At 37.0% G+C, this 16,872-nt stretch carries 10 protein-coding genes and 1 pseudogene; 4 read left to right on the top strand and 7 right to left on the bottom strand.

Annotated elements, in window-relative coordinates; genetic code table 11:
* Positions 1-773: 773 nt before the first annotated feature.
* The 4 genes from CICURV3402_RS01855 to CICURV3402_RS01840 form a co-directional block, all read right to left on the bottom strand.
* Entirely contained in the window at positions 774-1,697 is a 924-nt protein-coding gene (locus CICURV3402_RS01855) for an SPFH domain-containing protein (protein ID WP_158379609.1), read from the bottom strand.
* A gap of 77 nt (positions 1,698-1,774) precedes the next feature.
* Positions 1,775-4,693, bottom strand: coding sequence for a valine--tRNA ligase (locus tag CICURV3402_RS01850; protein ID WP_158379608.1), 2,919 nt, complete (start codon positions 4,691-4,693; stop codon positions 1,775-1,777).
* A 7-nt stretch (positions 4,694-4,700) separates the two neighbouring features.
* Entirely contained in the window at positions 4,701-5,153 is a 453-nt protein-coding gene (locus CICURV3402_RS01845; RefSeq protein ID WP_158379607.1) for a DNA polymerase III subunit chi, read from the bottom strand.
* 39 nt (positions 5,154-5,192) lie between these two features.
* The gene (locus CICURV3402_RS01840) at positions 5,193-6,683 is read right to left on the bottom strand and encodes a leucyl aminopeptidase (protein ID WP_158379606.1); all 1,491 of its coding nucleotides are present in this window, start codon (positions 6,681-6,683) and stop codon (positions 5,193-5,195) included.
* Positions 6,684-6,860: 177 nt separating this feature from the next.
* Here CICURV3402_RS01840 and lptF point away from each other — a divergent pair, with 177 nt between their 5' ends.
* The 3 genes from lptF (at position 6,861) to ompA (ending at position 10,406) form a co-directional block, all read left to right on the top strand.
* Positions 6,861-7,955: an LPS export ABC transporter permease LptF gene (gene lptF, locus CICURV3402_RS01835; RefSeq protein ID WP_158379605.1), complete on the top strand. Its 1,095-nt coding sequence runs from the start codon at positions 6,861-6,863 to the stop codon at positions 7,953-7,955.
* Complete coding sequence (lptG, locus tag CICURV3402_RS01830) at positions 7,955-9,052, top strand: LPS export ABC transporter permease LptG (protein ID WP_158379604.1); 1,098 nt, start codon at positions 7,955-7,957, stop codon at positions 9,050-9,052. Before lptF ends, lptG begins: the two co-directional genes overlap by 1 nt.
* A 256-nt stretch (positions 9,053-9,308) precedes the next feature.
* Positions 9,309-10,406, top strand: a complete 1,098-nt coding sequence (gene ompA, locus CICURV3402_RS01825) for a porin OmpA (RefSeq protein WP_158379603.1) — start codon at positions 9,309-9,311, stop codon at positions 10,404-10,406.
* A gap of 169 nt (positions 10,407-10,575) precedes the next feature.
* On the opposite strand, the gene glmS is transcribed toward ompA, so the two are convergent.
* Both glmS and glmU read right to left on the bottom strand, forming a co-directional pair.
* On the bottom strand, positions 10,576-12,405 hold the full coding sequence (gene glmS, locus CICURV3402_RS01820) for a glutamine--fructose-6-phosphate transaminase (isomerizing) (protein ID WP_158379602.1): 1,830 nt from the start codon (positions 12,403-12,405) through the stop codon (positions 10,576-10,578).
* Between the two features lie 10 nt (positions 12,406-12,415).
* On the bottom strand, positions 12,416-13,786 hold the full coding sequence (gene glmU / locus CICURV3402_RS01815) for a bifunctional UDP-N-acetylglucosamine diphosphorylase/glucosamine-1-phosphate N-acetyltransferase GlmU (protein ID WP_158379601.1): 1,371 nt from the start codon (positions 13,784-13,786) through the stop codon (positions 12,416-12,418).
* Between the two features lie 387 nt (positions 13,787-14,173).
* On the opposite strand from glmU, the gene CICURV3402_RS07485 reads away from it, so the two are divergent.
* The gene (locus tag CICURV3402_RS07485) at positions 14,174-14,446 is read left to right on the top strand and encodes a diacylglycerol kinase (RefSeq protein WP_158379600.1); all 273 of its coding nucleotides are present in this window, start codon (positions 14,174-14,176) and stop codon (positions 14,444-14,446) included.
* Positions 14,447-15,509: 1,063 nt separating this feature from the next.
* Here the strand turns inward: CICURV3402_RS07485 and paeA are convergent.
* Positions 15,510-16,765, bottom strand: a pseudogene (gene paeA / locus CICURV3402_RS01805) (polyamine export protein PaeA).
* Between the last annotated feature and the right edge of the window lie 107 nt (positions 16,766-16,872).

The following is a 16,872-nucleotide window of genomic DNA, read 5'->3' as shown; positions in this document are numbered from 1 at the left end:
CGTTCTTCTTTGTTATAGATAATTACACATGATATATGTCCTCATGAGTAGGATTTTCACCCTCTAATACTGCTTTGATATTTTTATATCTCTTACTTCTCAGACCCGCATTTCTTGTGTTGTCTCTATTGTATTTCCTCATGAACTTTCATTTATCTCGGCGACAGTTTCTGCTAGAAACATCATTATCTGATGTACCAGTCTTCGGTTCTAAACTAGAATTTTTGGTCTCAATAAATTGAGACTAATTCTGTAGTTCTTCTATCTTAGATACCGCGTTACTTTTGGTTTTTTATATTTTCTCATATTTTCTTTCCAACATCCCTGATCTCTTTTCAGTTTTATTAATTTTTTCTAGAGTTTGTTTTTAGCCGCTTTGTGTTTTTCTGACCACTGCTTGATTATATATTTAACTTCTTCACCAAGCCGTGCTGCTTTTTGTTTCACTTTGTCTAGGTTATTATTCACCTCTGTGAGATTACTCTGGAGTTTACTGGAGTACTTATTTAATCTTTTCCTCGCTCATTCCTGGTTTAAAACATTACGTAATATACTTATTTTCATGATATTTTTATCTTCTCTTGTTAACTTTATAATAAAACTTATTCAATAATGAGTTAAAAGGTTATAGCAGGAATGTAAAGAATTACAAAAGAAAAACTTTCAAAAAACGCTCATTGTAGAGAATAGGGATAAAAACACGTTTTATTCTCTGGACTCAAAGAACCCCGCCGATCACCGAAACTTTGGGGGATTCGTTGCTATTTTTTCTATTACCGTGATTTTTTCTCCCTATCCTGTTTGCTTTGGGCAATCAGTTCGCTGATTCCCCCAATTGCGCCCATTATATTACTGGCCTCTAAAGGCATCATAATCACCTTACTGTTATTAGCGGCGCCGATATTTTGTAGTGCATCCGTATACTTTTGTGCGACAAAATAATTAATCGCCTGGATGTCTCCGGCAGCGATGGCTTCAGACACCATTTTAGTGGCTTGTGCTTCCGCTTCTGCCGCTCTTTCTCTCGCTTCTGCTTGTAAAAAAGCAGATTGCCGCTCCCCTTCTGCTTTCAAAATTTGGGATTGTTTTTCACCCTCTGCACGTAAAATCGCGGCTTGTCTTACCCCTTCAGCTTCTAGAATATCTGCCCGCTTGGTTCTTTCTGCTTTCATCTGAGCATTCATCGCGGAGACCAATTCAGCAGGAGGACGCACATCCCGAATTTCAATACGCGTGATCTTAACACCCCAAGGATTCGTTGCCTCATCGACGATGTGCAATAAACTGCTGTTGATATTATCGCGTTGAGAAAGAATTTCATCGAGCTCCATAGAGCCCAAGACAGTACGAAAATTGGTCATGGTTAAATTCACGATCGCCAGTTCGAGGTTACTCACTTCATACGCGGCTTTGACCGGATCCATTACTTGAATAAAGCACACGGCATCGATCGCCACATTCGCGTTATCCCGTGAAATGACTTCTTGCGAAGGGATATCAATCACCTGTTCCATCATATTAATTTTGCGGCCTATTCGATCCACAAAGGGAATGATGATATTTAAGCCAGGCATCAGCGTGCGAGTATAGCGCCCAAAACGTTCTACCGTCCATTGAAAGCCTTGAGGGACAATTTTGACCGATGAGGAAACAATCACTAACGCAAGAAGAATAAGAATGGGAATTAAAATCAACATATGTATTTCCTGATGATAAATAAAAAATAAATTGGTATGAGGAATATACTCTAATCGTTTAAACAATACTTAAAAAATCAGTTTGACTCAGTTTTAATCTTATACAACTGAGATCTTTCCAACAGTTTTTGCCTTTCTGCCATTAATTGAGCTAACTTGTCCTTTTCTTTACCTACAATCCATTGCGGCGCCCGCTCTGTAAAATGAACTTTCTCCAGTTTTTCTTGAAGTAGAGCAATTTGTTTTTCAATTTTTATCAGGTCATTTTTTAAACGCATTTGTTCTGCTGCTTTATCAAACGATTCTGGAAGAGTGATTCTGATCTCAGCGTCTTCTATCAACCTGGTAATCACAAAATAAGGGGCTTTTTCTGATTTATCAAAAACCCTGATCGAAGAAAGATGAGCAATCGATTGAATCAGATCCAGGTTTTTAAACAGCGTGTTTTTAATAGTGTTAGATGTTGTGAATAGCTCTATATCGATTTTTTTATTCAAAGGTAGGTTGATTTCTGCTCGCACATTGCGTATCGCGATCGTCATTTTTTTAATCCACTCTAACTCAGAGAAAGCATTTTCATCTATTTGAGAGTCGTCATATTCCGGAAAACTCTCAAGCATAATGGTTTTAGCCTGATCCGCTTCAGATGGCGTTTGAAGTATTTTAATTTCTTGCCAAAGTGTCTCAGTGATATAGGGAATGATAGGATGCGCTAAGCGCAACAATGCTTCGAGAATAGTGATAAGCGTATGACGCGTACCCCTTGATTGCGCTTCTTTCTCTGGGGTATCCGGCGTTTGATTGAGAATCGGTTTACTGAGCTCCAGGTACCAATCGCAAAATTGGTTCCAAGTAAATTCATACAAAATATGCGCGGCTAAATCAAAACGATATTGATCTAAAACATCACGATAAGATTGAATGCTGTTCTGAAAGGTAGACAGAATCCATTTGTCAGGCAATGACAGACTCTGAGCGCCCCCATTTTGACCACTGTCTTGACCCTGTGTATTCATCAAGACAAAACGGCTGGAATTCCATAGTTTATTACAAAAGTTTCGATAGCCCGTTAAACGCTTCATATCCCAATGAATATCACGTCCCGTCGATGCTAAAGCCGTTAAGGTAAAACGTAATGCATCTGTTCCGTGGGGTGGGATCCCGTTGGGAAACTGTTTTGCAGTCCGTTGACGAATTTTTTCTGCAAGCTGGGGCTGCATCATGTTATCTGTGCGTTTTTTTATCAGGTCCGTCAAAGAAATTCCGTCGATCATATCCAAGGGATCGATCACATTCCCTTTTGATTTTGACATTTTCTGTCCTTCTTCATCTCGGATGAGACCCGTCATATAAACTGTTTTGAAAGGTATTTCAGGCTGATGATTTTTATCTTTCACAAAATGCATCGTCAGCATGATCATGCGTGCAATCCAGAAAAAAATAATATCAAATCCGCTAACGATTACGCTAGTTGGATGAAAAGTGTAAAGTGCTTGCGTATTGTTTGGCCAACCCAGGGTTGAAAAAGTCCATAATCCAGAAGAAAACCAGGTATCTAGCACATCTTCATCTTGGCGTAGCAGCAGCTCATCAGGAAAATGATACTCACGCCTGACTTCTGCTTCATCACGTCCGACGTACAGTTTCCCTTGTTCATCATACCAGGCTGGAATACGATGCCCCCACCAAAGCTGACGAGAAATACACCAATCCTGAATGTTTCGCATCCAGGAATAATACATGTTTTTGTACTGTTTTGGTACAAATTCAATCTCGCCTTTTTCGACGGCTTCAATCGCCTTCTTGGCTAAAGGAGCAGCTCGCACATACCATTGATCGGTCAGCATGGGCTCGATCACCACCTGACTGCGATCTCCGTAAGGCACGGTGAGATCATGTGGTTTGATGTCTTCCAGTAACCCTGATTTTTTAAAATCAGCAATCACCGCTTTACGTGCGGCAAAACGCTCTAGCCCTTGAAAGGACTCAGGAATGACGGCTGAATCCATAGCCATAGGTTCACCCTGACTGTCAAAAATGTCAGGTTGATGACGAATATAGCCTTCAAGGGTCAAAATGTTGATCATAGGTAATCCATGGCGTTTCCCCACCTTGTAATCATTAAAATCATGTGCCGGAGTGATTTTGACACAGCCTGTTCCTTTCTCTTGATCTGCATGTGAATCGCCGACAATTGGAATAGCGCGTTCTACTAGCGGTAAAATTACTTTTTTTCCAATCAGGTCTTTGTAACGGGGATCTTTATGGTTAACGGCAACGCCTGTATCCCCTAGCATTGTTTCCGGACGGGTAGTGGCTACCACCAGATAATTTTTTCCTTCTTTTGTGGTCATGCCATCCGCTAACGGATAACGCAAATACCACATAGATCCTTGAGATTCGCGGTTTTCTACCTCTAAATCAGAAATGGCCGTGCGAAGTTTTGGGTCCCAATTCACTAAGCGTTTACCCCGATAAATCAGATCTTCTTGATATAAACGCACAAAGGCTTCTTTCACTGCGAGCGAGAGATCTTCGTCCATGGTGAAACGCTCTCTTTCCCAATCAACAGAATTACCTAAACGGCGCATTTGACGGGTGATCTTGCATCCTGATTCGGCTTTCCAATCCCAAATTTTTTGAATGAACGCTTCTCTGCCATAATCGTGACGGGTTTTCCCTTCTTCTGAGGCTATTTTACGCTCCACCACCATTTGAGTTGCGATGCCAGCGTGATCTGTACCGACCTGCCATAGGGTATTTTTGCCTTTCATCCGTTGATAACGAATTAAAATATCCATGATAGTTTGTTGAAAAGCATGTCCCATATGCAGGCTGCCTGTCACATTTGGAGGCGGGATCATGATGCAAAATTGCTCCTGATCAGTTCTATTGCTAGGTTTAAAATAGCCTTTTTTTTCCCAGTACTCATAAAGCGGCTGTTCAATCGATTCAGGATCATAGGTTTTATCAAGAGAGCAGGTGCGATTTTTCATGATATTTTTATTTACTCAATGGATGGCTAGTGGTGATTAAATTAAAACCGAGTTGGCGATAATAAGCGTATCGCGCTCTTGCCAATTGTTTTAAGGTCGTTTTATAGGGTACAAAATCAATGATTTCAGTAAAGCGGTCTACAAAATCGATACATTCTGATAGCAGATTGATCAACAGATCAGCAGAATGATGAGATAGGCAGTCGGGCCAAATCATTTCCACAGTTGCGCCCTGCTTCGGGCCTTCTCCTGAAAGATGATGGGGAATAAAAGTATAAGAAGGATAAAGCCACAAGGCGTCATCTAATCGTGCCGCTTGGGCTTTTTCTTCACAGAGAATTTGTATTTTTTTGCCTACCCTCCAATGTTGGGCAGAAAATTCACAGGTTAAGATTTCTTCTGGAGACAATCCATAGATCTGAGCACCGTGCTCTATCAGGTAAAAAGTGGCGCGTTTCATGTACATGACATCATCTTTCAGCCAGTTTTAAGCTCTTTTTTAAGCTAAAGCTTTCTTTAATAAAAAGTGAGACAATAAAGCCACAGGGCGACCTGTTGCCCCCTTTTCTTTACCTGTACGCCAGGCGGTGCCTGCGATATCAAGATGGGCCCAATGATATTGATGAGTAAAACGAGATAAGAAGCAACCGGCAGTAATGGCGCCGGCAGTTCGACCACCGATATTAGCCATATCTGCAAAGTTGGAATCGAGCTGTTCTTGATATTCTTCATCTAAAGGTAAGCGCCACACCAGATCGCCGGATTGTTCAGACGCGTGCAGCAGATCTTCAGCTAAGGGCGCATGGTTAGACATCAAACCGCTCATATGATGCCCTAAGGCCACCACACAGGCTCCGGTTAAGGTGGCAATGTCAATCACCAGTTCTGGATCAAAACGTTCAACATAGGTTAAGGCATCACACAACACCAAGCGGCCTTCTGCATCAGTATTGAGTACTTCAACGGTTTGGCCTGACAATGTGGTTAATATATCTCCTGGGCGATAGGCATTTCTCCCTGGCATGTTTTCAGCCCCTGCCAAAACACCTATCACATAAAGAGGCAAATTCAGTTCAGCCACGACATTCATCACCCCGAATACAGTGGCTGCGCCACACATGTCGTATTTCATTTCATCCATGTTCTGAGAGGGCTTAATTGAAATTCCGCCTGAATCAAACGTCATGCCTTTCCCCACCAGCACGATAGGTTTCGTGCTAGCAGGAATTTTATCGCTTTTATATTCCATGATGGACATCAAAGAATCGTTTTTTGAACCTTGGCCCACGGCAAGGTAAGCATTCATCCCCAGATTTTTCATCTCATCTTCATTGACCATAGAAACACGGACGTTTTTAAATTTTTTCGCCCATTTCCTCGCTGAGACATTTAAATAGGTAGGATTGCAAATATTAGGCGGCGTATTAGCCAAATTTTTGGCCTCGTTGATACCGACGGTTAACGCAATACCTTCTTGAATGGCCGTTTGAGCAGCTTTGGTTTGAGTAGGTGTGATAATGAATGTGATTTGATTTAATACATGAAGTGTTTTTGTACTTTTATAATGATCGAAACAGTACAGGGCATCTTGAATGATTTCTATGGCAGAGCGAATTTTCCAATCAATGTCTTTCTTTTTTACTTTTAATTCTGTTAGATAACAGAATACATTTTTAGCCCCTGTCTCTTTTAACGTATTGACCATTTTTTTTATTAACTTTTTATAACGGTGTTCGTCGAGTTCTTCTTTTTTACCACAACCGATTAACAGAACACGCTCTGATGCGACATGAGGAACATGATGCAATAATAACGCTTGTTCTGCTTTCCCTTGGAAATCCGCATTTTGTGACAAATCTTTAAGATAGCCACGGCTGATTGTATTCACTTTTTCTGTAGAGGGAGAAAAACCCAGGGATTCAAAAACGCCGATGACGATACAATCAGATGTTTTTTTTTCTGAATATTCAATGTTGACTTTGAACTCCATATATTATCCTTAATGATTGAAATTTTATTCATTCGTTTTTGTGCTTTTTTTCACAAAAAGCACATTTTAGTTTCTAAATAGCGTTACCATAGGGGGGTAAATTAAAGCAAAAACGCAGATTTATAAAGAAAATAACGACTTTCTTTGTAAAAAATAAATTTTCACAGGTGCAGAAACGTGGTCATCACTAAATATCTCATCAAAGAAATTCTCAAAACCCAAGTGGCGATTTCATTCATTTTATCCTTCATTTTTTTTAGCCAAAAATTGGTTACCATATTAGACGATATAATAAATCATGATATTCCTGCCCATTTGATTGTCTCATTATTATGGTTAGGTTGCGCTAAAATGGTTGAATTGATATTGCCATTAAGTCTGTTTTTTGCCTTATTGATGACTTACGGTAAGCTTCACAACCAAAGCGAAATTATCGCTATGTATGCCTGTGGCGTGAGTAAAACACGATTAATTAAAGTGGCTCTGTTTTTGGCTGCTCTAACGTCCTTTTTTGCTACCATCAACGTTTTTTACTTTTCTCCTTGGTCTGTAAAACATGAAAAACAACTTATCAATGAAGAACGTGTCAATCCAAGTTTATCCGCCTTAGTGAAGGGACAATTTCAATCATCACCGGATGGAAAAATCGTTTTATTTATCAAGGATATTCAGAATAAAAAATTTCATAAAATATTTCTCGCACAACGCGAATCTAATCAAATTCAAAGACCCACTGTTGTCGTTGCTAATAGTGGTTATATATCGGCGCCAGCATCAGGTATTCAATTACTGACACTCAATAATGGAATGAATTACGAGGGGATTCCACCTTTGGGTGATTTTAGAATTACTTATTTTAATCATTACCAGGCGGTAATAAGCCATAAATCAGTCACAAAAAACAGCAATACTGCTCAACAAATGTCAATCGGCCCACTTTGGGAAGCCAACGATCCAGATACCCGAGCAGAGCTTCACTGGCGGCTCACATTAATTGTTTCTGTTGTGATAATGGCTTTTATGGCGGTTCCTCTTAGTCAAGTGCATCCTCGTCAAGGGCAAGTATTGAGTATTTTACCAGCTATGTTGTTGTATTTGATCTTTTTCTTATTACAAAGCACGTTACGCTCTAATGCCGGTAATAACAGATTAGATCCTTTAATTTGGTTATGGTTTGTCAATGGTATTTACACAATATTGGCCATCATATTGAATATATGGGACAGCTCAACTTTACGTAGACTGTATACAAAATTAAGGAAGACTCTCTGATGTTTTTCGGTAGATTAGATCGTTATATTGGACGAAGTATTTTAAATACGATCATAATGACTTTATTTATGCTGGTATCTTTGTCAGGTATCATAAAATTTATTGAACAGCTAAGAAAAGTGGGCGAGGGCAATTATTCTGTATTTGCCGCCGCGATTTACACGTTACTGTCTGTTCCCAACGATATGATGATATTTTTTCCGATGGCAGCTTTAATAGGAGGTATTTTAGGATTGGGTTCTTTAGCAACTCGCAGCGAATTAGTGGTGGTACAGGCCTCTGGTTTTAGTCATATGCAAATCGTTTTATCTGTAATGAAAACAGCGGTTATTTTCTTTTTACTCAGCATCATCATCGGTGAGTGGCTTTCTCCTTTAGCGGAGCAAACAGCGAGTTATTACCGAAAAAAAATGATCTATGGTGGATCTGTTATTTCCACTCAATCGGGGATATGGGTTAAAGATAAATCAGATTTTATTTATATTAATCAAGTCATCAACCATCATGAATTATCAGGGGTGCATATTTATCATTTTGACGCGTATGATCGTCTTATATCAATACGCTATGCGGCGACGGCAATTTTTGAAAAAGGCGCGTGGCAACTTTCTCAGATAGATGAATCCAATCTCAGTAATACAAAAAAAATTCAAGGATCACAAACATTGAGCGAAAAATGGGAAAAAAGCTTAACACCGTATAAATTGGGGATCGTTGCCATGGATCCCGATTCATTGTCGATCATGGGACTACATGATTATGTTAAATATTTAAAACAAGCAGGCCAGGACTCGGATCGTTGCGAATTAAAAATGTGGCAAAAAATTTTTTCACCTTTTTCTGTCACTGTTATGATGCTACTGTCTTTATCTTTCATTTTTGGCCCGCTCCGTAGCAAAGCAACTGGCCTGCGTATCGTGACAGGTATTTGTTTTGGTTTTGTTTTTTATCTTTTGGATAAAATTTTTGGGTCTCTGAGTCTTCTCTATCAATTTTCCCCGATACTGGGGGCCGCGTTACCGAGTGTTCTTTTCTTCTCTATCAGCCTGTATTTACTATTAAAACCGAATATAACTCTCTTTCATTTTAATCCCTAAATATGATCGAACGCCCGCCGTTTTAATTTTTACTTTTAAAGTGACTAAACAACAAACAGATCAGGCTTGTAAGTTTTTTTTCAAGTTGTAAACTTGAATAAACTCAGGTTATTTTTGAGCTTAAAATGTTACATTAAGTGAAAACTTAACCGAGGGTGCAAAGTCACACCTTAAAAAGAAAATCAGAGAAGTTGACCAAAAGCTTCAATAGATTTTAAAGTTTATTTGGTTTGTTGCTGATAATGAGGCGTAAAAAATGAAAAAAACAACTATAGCAGTGGCAGTAGCATTCTCAGGCTTCACTACATTAGTACAAGCGGCTCCTCAAGATGATACTTGGTATTTAGGGAGCAAATTAGGTTGGTCTCGTTATGCGAGTACAGGTATGAAAAATGATTATAGCGGTATCGGTGATGACCCTACTTATAAAAAACAGATAGGAGCAGGTGCTTTTTTAGGCTACCAAGCTAATCAATATTTAGGATTTGAATTAGGCGCAGACTGGTTTGGTCATATGTCTTACGAGGGAGATACTAAAAATAACACATTCAAGGCTTATGGTGTACAAATTGGGGCTAAATTGAACTATCCTATTGTGAAAGATTTAGATATATATACACGTCTCGGCGGCGTGGTATGGAAAGCACAGACTAAAGCGTATACTTCTCCGGAAGAGAAACATTTCAGTAAAAATGATACAAGCGTTTCCCCGTTTGCCGCTGTGGGCCTCGAATATGCATTCACTAAAAGCTGGGTAACCCGTTTTGATTATCAATGGACAAAAAAAATTGGGAATTTTGATAGTATTGGTGCTGCCCCAAATAATGGCATGCTCAGTATAGGCGTTTCTTATCGCTTCAATCAAGAAAATCCCCTAGAAATACTTACGGAAACAGTAACAAAAATCGATGTGGAGCCTGTTGCTCAAACCCAATATTTTGAATTGAAGTCTAACGTATTATTCGATTTTAATAAATCGACCTTCAAAAAAGGAGGGGAGGAAGAGTTAAATAAACTTTATTCTAAATTAGCTAATATCAATCCTCAAAAAGGTTTAGTGACTATATTAGGCTTTACTGACAGAATTGGTAATGATAAATACAATCAAACACTGTCTCAAAAACGCGCGCAATCGGTCGCTGATTATTTGATTTCTAAAGGTATTTCTTCAGATACACCTTTTGTTATAAACGGTTTAGGAAAATCTAACCCTGTAACGGGTTCTAAATGCGATAAAGTTAAAAAACGTGCAGAGTTAATCAATTGTTTAGCTTCTGATCGCCGTGTAAATGTAAAAATAACAGGTAATAAGGTCGTTATTACACAACCAGCCGAAAGCGTTTTTAATTATTGAAATAAATATGTGATATTAAAAGAGGAACCCTACAAGACATTTGTAGGGTTTTTTGACTCAATTTAATGCTATATGCTATTTATTTTCACAATCTACTATTTCTTAACATGTTGAAAGTGGTAAAACCCTGATATCACAGGTTATATCAAATGAAATAATCCGTCTGAATTTATTCCACTGTCACTGATTTTGCTAAATTTCTAGGTTGATCAATATTTCTTCCTTTTATTAAAGCTACATAATACGATAATATTTGTAGAGGTACGCTGTAAACAATCGGTGCTATGATCTCTTCTATTTTAGGAAAAACAATCAATTTCATACTTTGATTTTCAACAAACCCACTCTGTCTGTCACAAAAGACATACAGCTTTCCTCCTCTCGCTCGCACTTCTTCAATGTTTGATTTTAATTTTTCTAACAATCCATTACTGGGCGCCAAGATAACAACGGGTATCTCTGAATCAATCAACGCCAGTGCACCATGTTTTAATTCTCCTGCCGCATGCGCTTCGGCATGAATATATGAAATTTCTTTAAGCTTTAATGCGCCTTCCATAGCAATAGGATACAAATCTCCTCGACCAAGATATAAAGCATGATTTTTATCAGCAAAATCGCCCGCTAAAGTTTCAATCTCTTTAGTCAATGAAAATATTTGCTCAATGCGAGCCGGTAACGTCTGTAGTGCTTTTACAATCTGATGTTCTAATTCTTCAGGCTTGTTTTTTAAACGTCTAATGTAAGCGAGTAACATTAACAATACCGTAAGTTGAGTCGTAAAGGCTTTGGTTGAAGCCACACCGATTTCAGTCCCTGCCTTTGTAATTAACACAAAATCAGATTCTCTGACTAAAGATGATCCTTCTACATTGCAGATCGCTAAAGAACCTAAGTAACCTAACGATTGACATAAACGTAATGCCGCCAAGGTGTCTGCCGTTTCACCTGACTGAGAGAGGCTAATTAATAAACTATTTGAACGAACTACCGATCTACGATAACGAAACTCTGAGGCAATTTCGACATCACAAGCAATCCCTGCCAAGGATTCAAACCAATAACGAGCCACCAGACCTGAATGATAAGAAGTGCCACAGCCAATAATTTGAATGTGTTCTACTTGAGCCAAAATTCCTTTGGCTCTGGTAGATAATTGAGATAAATCAATCCGTCCATGAAGTAAGCGCCCTTGTAAGGTATTTTTGATTACCATTGGTTGCTCATAAATTTCTTTTTGCATATAATGTCGATAGATGCCTTTATTTCCGGCATCATATTTTGATTCAGACACCCAAATCGGGCGTTGCATTTTTTCTCCCTTTTGATTAAAAATCTCTATATTAGAACGCCTTATTTTGGCAATATCTCCTTCTTCTAAAAAAATAAAACGACGAGTCACAGGCAATAGCGCCAATTGGTCAGAAGCCACAAAATTTTCATTTTCACCTAAACCAATCACCATAGGGCTACCTGAACGAACCGCTACCAAAATATTCAAATCATGACTGTCCATGATCACTGCGCCATAGGATCCCATCAGGTAGGGAATGACTCGTTGAACGACCTGTAGTAAAGATCCGCCCTGTTGCTGTTCCAAATGAACCGAATGCGCGATCACTTCTGTATCGGTTTCAGAGGAAAATAAATACCCTTTTCGGATTAATAACTCACGCAACGGGTGATAATTTTCAATAATACCGTTATGAACAACACAGATGTTTTCAGAAATCTGAGGATGGGCATTGATTTTTGAAGGTTCACCATGAGTCGCCCAACGCGTATGAGCAATGCCTGTTTGCCCCTGTAATATTTTTTTTTCAGCTACATCAGATAGGGCTTTAACTTTACCTACTTCACGCAAACAGGTCATTTTCCCATCTACATCTAGAACCACTAAACCTGCTGAGTCATAACCCCGATATTCTAGGCGTCTTAAGCCTTCTATGAGTATTTTAGCTATATCACGCTGTGCGACTGCACCTACGATTCCACACATTCTAAAATTCCTATTTAAGTTTTTTAGGGCGTTTCCAACCCTGAACATTTTTTTGTTTGACTCGACTGAGCCCCAGTTCATTTGCAGGCACATTCAAGGTGACCGTTGTACCCGCCCCAATGGTGGCATTATCCCCAACGGTCACAGGCGCGATAAATTGCGTATGAGATCCTACAAAAACATAATCACCAATCTGAGTTTTATGCTTATTCACACCATCATAATTACAGGTGATCGTGCCAGCCCCAATATTAACCTCAGATCCAATTGCAGCATCTCCTAAATAAGACAAATGACCCGCTTTTGAACCTTGACCTAAAGACGATTTTTTTATTTCTACAAAATTGCCCACATGGACTTTTGCCGATAGTTCACTCCCTGGCCGCAAGCGGGCAAATGGCCCTACCACGCAATTTTTATCTAAAGAAGACCCTTCTATTACCGTATAAGCGTTGATCTGAGAATCATCGTCAATCCGGCAATTTTTTAATAAACAGCCTGTTTTAATTTGTACTCGATTACCGAGTGTGACGTCACCTTCGATAATGACATTAGTATCAATTACCACATCACTGCCACAAATTAATTGGCCCCGCAAATCAAAACGAGCAGGATCTAGTATCCTCACGCCTGATAAAAGAAGTTTTTCTGCCTGTTGTTTTTGAAATAGTCGTTCAAGCTTGGCAAGTTGAATGCCGTCATTAATGCCTGCAATTTCATTTAAATTTGCAGGCTGAATACCAATGATTTTTTTATTTTCTTGATAAGCTATCTTGATGATGTCGGTCAGATAAAATTCGTTTTGACGGTTATCATTTTTTAATTGTACCAGCCATTTTTTCAGATCAGACGAGTTAATTGCCATGATGCCTGTATTAATTTCGTTAATTTTTTTTTGAATTTCAGTGGTCTCTTTGCATTCAACGATCTCAGAGATATCATCGTCTTTTCTGATAATTCGACCATAACCTGTGGGAGTATCCACCGTGGCGGTCAACAAACTGATTCCTCCATGAGGTTTTGCTAATAACAATCGGTTTAAGGTGTCAAATTTTATCAAAGGCACATCACCATAAAGCACGAGGATATTTTCATCCTCTGAAAAATAGGGAAGCGCTTTTTGTAAGGCATGCCCTGTACCCCACTGTTCTTCTTGTAAAATCCAATTTAATTTTTCATTATTGAGTTTTTCTTTGAGTAAAGTGCCCCCATGTCCATAAACAAGATGAATTCGGGTGCAATCTAATTGATGAGCTGTATTTATCACATGTTGGACCATGGGTTTTCCTGCCAAAAGATGCAATACCTTAGGAAGGTCTGAGGACATACGTGTGCCTTTCCCTGCTGCCAATATAACGACACTTATTACTTTTTTTGACATAAAAGCCTATTTACATCTGATTAATAGTGAATTAACTTTTTACAAAACGTCATAGTGATCTTATTTAATAAAAACAATGATATCACTAAAAAATAAAAAATTAATTTAAAAAAATTAAAAACTTATTTCTTAAGTTTGTATTTAATCGTTTTTTTTAAAAAGTTATTTTTAGTTCCTTTTTTGATGATATTTAAATAGATACCAAATTAATTGTGGAAAAATTTTTGAAAAAAATTTAGTATAAATTTTTTAAGTCAACTCCATTTGCTCTGAATGGTTTAAAAATTGTTTACAAAAACGAAGTTGCTTTTCGTGAGGAGTATTATATTTTATTTTTATCTATTTTAATCACGTTTTATTAATGTCAGTAAAGTAGAAAAAATATTAATGATAAGATCGATTGTTTTTATTTTAATTATTGAAATTATTAACACTGCTATCGAAAAGGTGGTTGATTATATAGGGACTGAGAAAATATATTGTTTGGTGAGTAGACATATATCTCTGCGTCTGCAGTTTTTGTTTCTATATTATTTGCATGTTTTATTTTTGTTTTGTATTATGGTCAATTACTCTTTCGAGTACATATTCAAAATAATTGATGCTTTATCCTTATTGAGTATTCTTATTTTATTACAAGATATTCTTAAATATATTTAAAGTCTCTTTATTGTATTTCTTTCTGTATTATGCCCACTTTATTTTTTCTATTGGTCCAATTTTGGAGCTCCTTCTTATCATACAGTTTTATATGTTTTTCTACAAATTACTTAGAAGAAAAATAATTTTATTCTCTATTTCTATTTTTATTATTTTATTAAGTTTGCTGATATTAATTTTATCTGGTCTTTTTTTAATAAAAAGACATTATATTTCTTTTAAAAGCAAAAATAGCTTGTTTATTTTTGCTATACTCACTTACTTTAGTTATCAAATTAAAAGAACGTTTTCAAGCGAAAGTTTCGATTTATATAAAAAAGGATTACTAACAATGAAATTCATGATTTACTTTTATCGAAGTATTAAAAAATTTACGAAATCACATTAAAAATCATTTCTGCTCTTAATAAATATACCTGGAGAAAAGTGTTTTCAAATCTTCATAATTCAAAATTATTGTGATTGGTGAAAGCGTTAGAAAAGATTTTATGCATACCTATGGTTTTAAAATTAAAAATACGATTTTTTGGATCACGCTAACTAGATCTTTTTAAGAAAAATATTTGTACGGTATCCATCATACACATGTCTTTAATGAACACAGTATCGTTGATGTATTTTTCTAATCATAGATTAGCGCTGAAAACGCAAAATAATTTGTATTCTCAACTTCATCATAGCAATAAATATAAACACAACTTTGAAGTGCCGATGTTTATTATTTCTTTCGATGCGACTAAAAGAACAGAAATAACTGCTTACCGATCTGCTTTTAGTTTTTTAAGTGTATTTTCCGAATGCATAGGTATAAAAACAGAAAAAATTTTTGAGAATTATCATTTTTATCTAATACAGTATGTAAAAATCAAACTTCAATGAGGTTGTTGAGCCCCAAAATTGTGGATATAAAAGATTTACTTTCAGATCCTGGATACATGAAATCCCAGTATAAAAAATAGAAAAAGTTTACGAGAAAATTCAATATATTACGTTTCCGCTTCTTTAATCAGAACAGATTTCCATTTTTATATTTACGATCTGTTATTTTGTTCTCATTTTTTGGTTACAAAAAATGATCCATTATTTCATTGTTAATATCCACCACCTCAAATTTATAGCCTGTGTATTGCATAAAATTCGTTTGTTTAGGAATTTTTCGCAACATATACATCATAAACCCCCACGGTTTCGTAGTGGATAGATTCAGGAAATTCTTCGATATCAAGAACCCGCATGACATCTTCAATCGGGGTGCTTCCTTCAATTAACCAAGAATTTTAATTGCGTTTTACAATTTTTTCTTCTTTAGCATGACCTACTAATCCATCCATTAAAGTAGTTATCACATCGTTTAGGGTAATCATGCCGACCATCAACGCATATTTATTCACAATGGTCTCAAAATCTTCACCGGCCGATTTAAAAAGATCAAGAGTTTCAAAAAGCATCTGTCTATTAGGCAACATAGACACCAAAAGAATTTGTATAGCTCCATTGAATAATAACGTTTGATTCCCTAGTACACAATTAAGTAAGTCTTTAGAAAACACATATCTTACGACCTGATCGATATTGCTATCACAGACCAAAAACTTAGAGTGAGGATACCCCAAATTTTTTTCTTTCATGCTCTGCTCATTTTCGTGTAAATCAAAATAAATAATATTTTACGGGTAGTTATAGAAGAAGACACGGTGCATTCTTCCAATTGAAAGATATTTTCAATCAATTGATGTTCTTCTTTAAGCAATAGACCTGCTACAGCACCGGCTTCGATCCCCGCGTAAATGTCGTCAGATGTGATGTCATCATTACGCACCGTAGTTAATTTTAAAAACTTAAAAAGAATATTAGCTATACTATTAAAAAACCAAATTAATGGACAAAATAGGATTTTAAAAACCACGTCAGAGGTATAACCCGCAAAGCCACTTTTTCAGGGACACCAGTACAATACGTTTTGGCGTAAGATAAGCGAATAAAATAAAAAGCCTGGTGAAAAATGAAAATGAGTAAATAAAATTCAATGTATCAGCCCATTTTGATCTCATAAAAAGAATGAAGATGTTTTTAGAAAGGGAGAAAAGCAGCATCCTCTAAAATAGCCCTGAGAATATCCACAGCATTTAGACCGATTTCAATCACAGTACAAAACCCCAGGTGTTTTGTGTAATTTTAAAACACGTAAAGCTCTTTTATCGCTTTCATCGGACATGACTTTTAATTTTATTTTACGGGAAGCGGCGAGAAAAATTGCGGATAAAGAAAAAAAGCACTGATAGCAATCAAAAATATTATGATTAATAAGCTATTGAACAGAATAAACCTGTTTTCAAAAAATCGCATGAATAGATGAATTTTTTATAACATACCAGTAACTTGTTAAAAACTGATTAGTAATCCTGTATCGACTATTATATATCATC

Source organism: Candidatus Williamhamiltonella defendens (assembly GCF_900699045.1).
In the GTDB taxonomy this organism is placed as follows: domain Bacteria; phylum Pseudomonadota; class Gammaproteobacteria; order Enterobacterales; family Enterobacteriaceae; genus Hamiltonella; species Hamiltonella defensa_A.
The sequence above is the reverse complement of the archived record's forward strand: the minus strand, read 5'-3'. Positions and strand labels throughout refer to the sequence as shown.

Coding starts and splice junctions, on each gene's coding strand:
- CICURV3402_RS01855 (WP_158379609.1), bottom strand. CDS start 1,697: ATGTTGATTTTAATTCCCATTCTTATTCTTCTTGCGTTAGTGATTGTT.
- CICURV3402_RS01850 (WP_158379608.1), bottom strand. CDS start 4,693: ATGAAAAATCGCACCTGCTCTCTTGATAAAACCTATGATCCTGAATCG.
- CICURV3402_RS01845 (WP_158379607.1), bottom strand. CDS start 5,153: ATGAAACGCGCCACTTTTTACCTGATAGAGCACGGTGCTCAGATCTAT.
- CICURV3402_RS01840 (WP_158379606.1), bottom strand. CDS start 6,683: ATGGAGTTCAAAGTCAACATTGAATATTCAGAAAAAAAAACATCTGAT.
- lptG (WP_158379604.1), top strand. CDS start 7,955: ATGTTTTTCGGTAGATTAGATCGTTATATTGGACGAAGTATTTTAAAT.
- ompA (WP_158379603.1), top strand. CDS start 9,309: ATGAAAAAAACAACTATAGCAGTGGCAGTAGCATTCTCAGGCTTCACT.
- glmS (WP_158379602.1), bottom strand. CDS start 12,405: ATGTGTGGAATCGTAGGTGCAGTCGCACAGCGTGATATAGCTAAAATA.
- glmU (WP_158379601.1), bottom strand. CDS start 13,786: ATGTCAAAAAAAGTAATAAGTGTCGTTATATTGGCAGCAGGGAAAGGC.
- CICURV3402_RS07485 (WP_158379600.1), top strand. CDS start 14,174: ATGATAAGATCGATTGTTTTTATTTTAATTATTGAAATTATTAACACT.